7 protein-coding genes and 1 tRNA gene are annotated in these 5,584 nt (G+C 60.7%); 2 read left to right on the top strand and 6 right to left on the bottom strand.

Annotated features, from left to right (window positions below):
- From VAE48_RS05545 to VAE48_RS05520, 6 genes are all read right to left on the bottom strand, one after another.
- On the bottom strand, nucleotides 1-397 hold a 397-nt coding region (locus VAE48_RS05545), incomplete at its 3' end, for a ubiquitin-like domain-containing protein (protein WP_322792325.1).
- A gap of 184 nt (nucleotides 398-581) precedes the next feature.
- Nucleotides 582-654: transfer RNA gene (locus tag VAE48_RS05540), tRNA-Phe, on the bottom strand.
- Between the two features lie 59 nt (nucleotides 655-713).
- On the bottom strand, nucleotides 714-1,010 hold the full coding sequence (locus VAE48_RS05535; RefSeq protein WP_322792324.1) for a hypothetical protein: 297 nt from the start codon (nucleotides 1,008-1,010) through the stop codon (nucleotides 714-716).
- Nucleotides 1,007-2,122 (bottom strand): hypothetical protein, encoded by a 1,116-nt coding sequence (locus VAE48_RS05530; protein WP_322792323.1) that lies wholly within the window; start codon nucleotides 2,120-2,122, stop codon nucleotides 1,007-1,009. Before VAE48_RS05530 ends, VAE48_RS05535 begins: the two co-directional genes overlap by 4 nt.
- Before the next feature lie 98 nt (nucleotides 2,123-2,220).
- Complete coding sequence (locus VAE48_RS05525) at nucleotides 2,221-2,703, bottom strand: nucleotidyltransferase domain-containing protein (protein WP_322792322.1); 483 nt, start codon at nucleotides 2,701-2,703, stop codon at nucleotides 2,221-2,223.
- 3 nt (nucleotides 2,704-2,706) lie between these two features.
- Complete coding sequence (locus VAE48_RS05520) at nucleotides 2,707-3,966, bottom strand: MFS transporter (RefSeq protein WP_322792321.1); 1,260 nt, start codon at nucleotides 3,964-3,966, stop codon at nucleotides 2,707-2,709.
- Here VAE48_RS05520 and VAE48_RS05515 point away from each other — a divergent pair.
- Both VAE48_RS05515 and VAE48_RS05510 read left to right on the top strand, forming a co-directional pair.
- Nucleotides 3,943-5,274 (top strand): GTPase, encoded by a 1,332-nt coding sequence (locus VAE48_RS05515; RefSeq protein ID WP_322792320.1) that lies wholly within the window; start codon nucleotides 3,943-3,945, stop codon nucleotides 5,272-5,274. The genes VAE48_RS05520 and VAE48_RS05515 overlap by 24 nt on opposite strands.
- On the top strand, nucleotides 5,234-5,584 hold a 351-nt coding region (locus VAE48_RS05510; protein ID WP_322792319.1), incomplete at its 3' end, for a hypothetical protein. The genes VAE48_RS05515 and VAE48_RS05510, both read left to right, overlap by 41 nt.

Raw genomic sequence — 5,584 nt, 5'->3', positions numbered from 1 at the left:
TCGGGTCGAGCGCTGCCCCGTTCCATTCCAGCCGGTCGGATGGAAAAAGGCGCAAACCGGCCTGCGCCAGCAGGTTGGCCGGGATGCGCTCCGGCGTGTACAGGTGATGGGTGCGTCCGCTGGCCGCATCCAGAATCTGCACCGGGCGGGCGCGCGCCAGCCGAATGACGCCCTGGCGCGGCAGGCGCGCCTCCAGCGGGGGAGCCAGCCGGTCAAACGCTCCCAGCGGGATGTTGGCTTCGGCAAGGGCTGCCCCCACCGTCAGTGCGCGGGTTTGAACCGTCAGAGATTGGCCGTCTATCCACACCGTCACCGTATGCTGCAAACCAAAGTACAGTAAAGCCGCGCCAAGCGCAACGCATACCAGCGCCAGCACGGTCAGACGTTCGGGCTGCATCTTCATGCACCTGATTCTAACAGAACTTACCCCCTCCCACCTCCCCCAATATCGCAAAAGCAAAATTGGGGGAGGCGCAGGAGGGGGCAAAATTCAGAAATCGAATGCAAACAGGATTTATTCCGCAGTGAGGTTAGCAGAGTTTGGCGGGAATAAAAAAACCCCGCGCGCTTGCGCGGGGGTGTGCCGAGAGCCAGAATCGAACTGGCGACACCGCAATTTTCAGTCGCGTGCTCTACCAACTGAGCTATCTCGGCCAATTGCGGTCAAATTGTACCGCCGGAACGGCGGACTGTCAAGAAAAAACTGCCCGGCGCTACCCGCCGGCAATGGCGCCCAGAATGATGAACGGTTCTTCTCCGGCGGCCACCGGCGGGGCTACCGGCAGGTCGGGGTCGGCAAAGGAAACATCCTCGCGGCAGGCGAAAAAGCGCACATAGGGGCGGCGTTGTAGGGTGTGCGCATCGCGAATCGTGCCAAGCAAAGCCGGGTAACGCTTTTCGAGTTCATCCACAATCCGGCGCGGCGTGACCGGTGGGGGGAGGTCAAGGTGGACTTCCCCGCTGATATTTGCCAGATTGCGCAGATGGGCCGGCAGAACGACGCGAATCATGGCAGCGTTTGTACTTCCACCGAAAGCACCGCCGGCAGGTCGTGGACAATCGCCTGCCAGTGATCACCGCCGTCCGGCGAAACATACACCTGCCCACCGGTGGTGCCAAAGTAAACCCCGCACGGATCGAGCTCGTCCACCGCCATGGCATCTCGCAGGACATTGACGTAGCAGTTTTGCTGGGGCAGCCCAGCGGTGAGTGCTTCCCACTCGTTTCCGCCGGTGCGGCTGCGGTACACCCGCAATTTACCCTCCGGCGGGTAATGTTCCGAATCGCTTTTGATGGGCACGACATACACCGTATCGGGTTGGTGAGCGTGAACCGCCACCACAAAACCAAAATCGCTGGGCAGGTTGCCGCTGACTTCGTACCAGTGCTCACCGGCATCATCGCTGCGCAACACATCCCAGTGTTTCTGCATGAACAAAACCTGCGGACGGGACGGGTGCAGGGCAATGCGGTGAACGCAATGACCAAATTCCGCGTCGGGGTCGGGAATATAATCCGATTTCAGCCCGCGGTTGATGGGTTTCCAGCTTTGACCGCCGTCATCGCTGCGGAACGCGCCGACAGCCGAAATGGCCGTGAAAATCCGCTGCGGGTCGTGCGGGTCAAGCAGAATGGTATGCAGACACAAACCGCCCGCTCCCGGATGCCAGTCTGCGCTTGTCCCGTGCTGACGCAGGCTGTTCAACTCCTCCCAGTTCAGCCCGCCATCCGTCGAGCGAAACAGGGCGGCATCCTCCACCCCGGCAAAGACGGTATCGGCATCCGTCAGCGAAGGTTCCAAATGCCAGACCCGGCGGAAAGTCCACGGCTTGATGCTGCCATCGAACCACTGGTGACTGCCGACCTCACCGCGGTAGGCAAACTGATTCCCGACCGTCTGCCATGTTTTTCCGCCGTCATCCGAGCGGTGCATGACCTGCCCGAACCACTCACTGGCCTGTGAGGCATAAATTCGATTGGGATCAACCGGCGAACCTTTGAGATGAAACATTTCCCAACCGCCGAAATGCGGGCCGTCCACCTGCCAGTTTTGCCGTTTGCCGTCGGACGAAAGAATAAATGCCCCCTTGCGGGTGCCAACCAGAACGCGGACACTGCTCATGTTGATCTCCTTTTGAAATAAGTCCCGTCAGCCAGCGGCGGTTGATTCAACCTTTCAATTGTTGACTAATTATATCCTATTTTATCAGAAAATCTGTTCTAGTCAAGAGGTTTTGTGGAATCCAGCCAGCGGCGGATTTTTTCGGCTTTTTCCAGCCGCCCCATGCGCCGATAGGCCTCCGCCTCATATTCGAGAACCAGCACCGGCACGTTCAACCCCCGCCATTCAACCCAGCGGCGATGTTCAGCCACGTTGACCGGCTCTTCCAACCCCCCGCCTTCCAGCCGTTTTTGCACTCCCCCAATGATTTCCACCTCGACCCCCTCCACCACCGCCCTGCCGAGCAGCGAACGCATGAAGGAAGATTCAACTTGCCGCACCGGTTCGACCATCCACCCCTCCAGCCGCTGTTGAATCTGAATGGCACCCAGCGGGCTGGTTTGCACGTCAATGTCATGCACTTGCAGCGGCATGCCCTGCAGCACCATTCCCACGCTGCCGGTCAACGCCCAGGCTTCCGGCAGGCCGGTCAGTTGTTCCAAAATGGTCTGCAGGGCGGTTTCAAATTCCCGCGGCAGCATGGCTCAACGATTCAAGGCATCCGAAAAACCGGCTGCCGGTTTTGGCAGCGAAGATGGAACGGTTGAACGGGTCAGCGGGCGGACGGCCGCCAGTAAAAGCGCCATGCCCACCACCCCGCCGAGGGTGAGCAGGGTGCTGGCGGCGGGTGAAATGGTGTTGAGCAACACACCCTGCAGCCACGGCAGCAGCATGGCGCCGATGCTGGCCATGCCGTTGATGATGCTCATCGCCCTGCCGGCCTGTTCTGGGAAGGACGAACTGCTCAGGGAAACGGTGGAAGGAAAGATGGAGGCGAAACTGAAACCGGTCAGCAGGATGCCGGCCGCGCTGAGCGTCAGGTTGCCACTGCCCACGACCATCAGCAGGCTGCCGGCCAGCGCCCCGCCCAAACTGAGCGCGAGGATGCGCACGGCGCTCAGCCGCATCCCCAGACCCACCGTCACCAGCCGCCCGGCGGTCAGCGCCAGCCAGAAAGCGGAAGCCGAAAGCGCGGCCTGTTCGTACGGCAGGTTGGCCGTGCGCTGCATATAGACCGTAATCCATCCGCCGAAACCGTTTTCCACCCCCACATACAGCATCAGCAAAAAGGCCAGCAGCCAGACCAATCGGCTGCGCAGCAAAACACCCAACCCGGCTGCCGGATTTTGCGTAGATGCGCGGCCTGGGGCAGGGATGCGCAGCCACAGAAACAGAACAACCTGCACAGCCAGCAGACCGCTCACCAGCCACAGGATTTGCCGCCCGTTACCGGTTTGACCGGCAATCAGGCCGACCAGTGCCGGGCTGAAAAATGCCCCCACCCCGAAGAACAGGTTGAGCAAATTGAGCGCCGAAATGGAACGGTCGGCATACACCCGCGCAATCAGCACATTGGTAGCCAGCACAATCGCCCCGCCGCCCAGGCCGGTCAGGCTGAACAGCAGCAAACTGAGGGGAAAGGTGTGGCTGAACGGCAGTGCCGCCACACTGCCCATCAACAGCAGGGTAGCGGCCAGCAGCAGCGGCTTTTCGCCAAAGCGGTCGCTGAGCGGCCCGCTGAGCAGTTGAGAAATCAACGAACCCATGAAGTAGAAGGTGAAAATTTGCCCCATCCGGCTCAAATCCACCTGATTCAGGGCCGAAAGTTCCGGAAGCAACGGGCCAAACGAAGCCACTGTGACGCCCAGCGAAAAGAAAAACAGGCAGCACAGCACCAAAACGATCCAACGAGAGTGTGTTTTCAACGCCATGACCTTCACATGATTTTCAAACGGCTTCATCATACCCCATTTTTAGCCTTTGTGATACCATTTAACCCACTTACCATGCCCACCCTTCAGGATATTTTCCGCAAATTACCTCCCGAAACGCGCGATGTCTTCCGCATCGTGTGGGAATCGCTTTCGCCGGCCGACCGCAGCACCCTGCAGGCCCTGCTGGGGGGTCTGCCGCCGGATGCCAATCTGCTGCGCCTGCTGATGCGCCTTTCGGCCCACCAGTTCCGGACTGCCTTTGGGCAGAAAAGCCGGATTGCCATCGTCGGCCCGGCCAATGTGGGGAAATCCACCCTGTACAATCAGTTTGTGCAGCAAAAGAACGAACGCGCCGAAGTCGGCCCGCTGCCCGGCACAACCCGCGCCAATCAGGAAGCCGATACCGGTCTGTTCCATGTGGTGGATACCCCCGGGGCAGATGCGGTTGGGCAGGTGGGCGAACGCGAACGGGAAGAAGCTCTGACCGCTGCCGCCGCTGCGGATGTGCTGATCATCGTGTTCGATGCCATTCAGGGCATCAAGCAAACCGAACTGGATTTATACCAGCGCTTGAAGGCGCTCAACAAGCCCTACATCGTCGTGATGAACAAGATGGATCTGGTGCGCCGCCAGTCCGCGGCGGTGATTGCCCGCGCCGCTCAAAACCTCGGTTTGGAAAGCGCGCAGGTGCTGCCGCTGGTGGCGAAAAGCGGCGAAGGTCTGCCGCAAATTCTGGCCGCCATTGCCGCCCTGCAGCCTGAAATCACCGCCGCGCTCGGGCAGGGTCTGCCGCACTACCGCTGGCAGCTGGCCTGGCGTTCCATTGTCAGCGCGGCATCGGTTTCGGCGGTGATTGCACTGACCCCGCTGCCGATGATTGACTTCGCCCCGCTGATCGTCACCCAGTCGGTCATGGTGCTGGGGATTGCCCGCATTTATAATTACCGCATCACACTCGAGCGCGCCCGCGAGCTGGCGGCTACCTTTGGGCTGGGGCTGCTGGGGCGTACCCTGTTCGGCGAATTGAGCAAACTGGGCGGTCTGCCGGGCTGGCTGCTGGCAGCAGCCATTGCCTCCTCCGTAACGGTGGTGATGGGCTATGCCGCCGTAATCTGGTTCGAGCGCGGCGAGAAACTTTCGGCAGCCTCCCTGCAAAACCTGACTCAATCGCTGACCGCCATGTTCCTGGAATCCCTGCGTGGACTGGGCAGACGCCAGCCGGGCAAAACCAGCCTGCAGCAGCGCATTCAACAAGTCCTGAATCAATCTCCCCTCGCAGAAAATCGCAGCCTGCTCGATGACCACCTCAAAGATCAATCTCCAAACCCTGGCGAATAGCCGCTTCGGCGTCTGGCTGGCGCTGGCCGTCAGCAAACACACTCCCCCGTGGCTGGGCTACCGCATCGCCGACCTCGGCGCAGCCATCACCGCGGCGCGGCGCAGCAGCCCGCTGGTGCGCGCCCTGCGCGCCAACCAGTGGGTCATTTCAGGCGGCGGACTGAGCGAAAAAGAAATCCGGCGCGCCGTTTACGAGGTACTGCATCAGCACACCCACGGTCTGTATGACTTTTATCACAACCTTGATCGCCCGCAGGAGGTGCTGCGCCGCACGGAGCTTGACCCCTCCATTGCCAGACTGTTCGAACAG

The sequence above is a fragment of the Bellilinea sp. genome, assembly GCF_034432615.1.
Taxonomy (GTDB): Bacteria; Chloroflexota; Anaerolineae; order Anaerolineales; family Anaerolineaceae; genus Bellilinea.
Note: the sequence above shows the minus strand (reverse complement) of the source record. Positions and strands in the feature narration are given on the sequence as shown.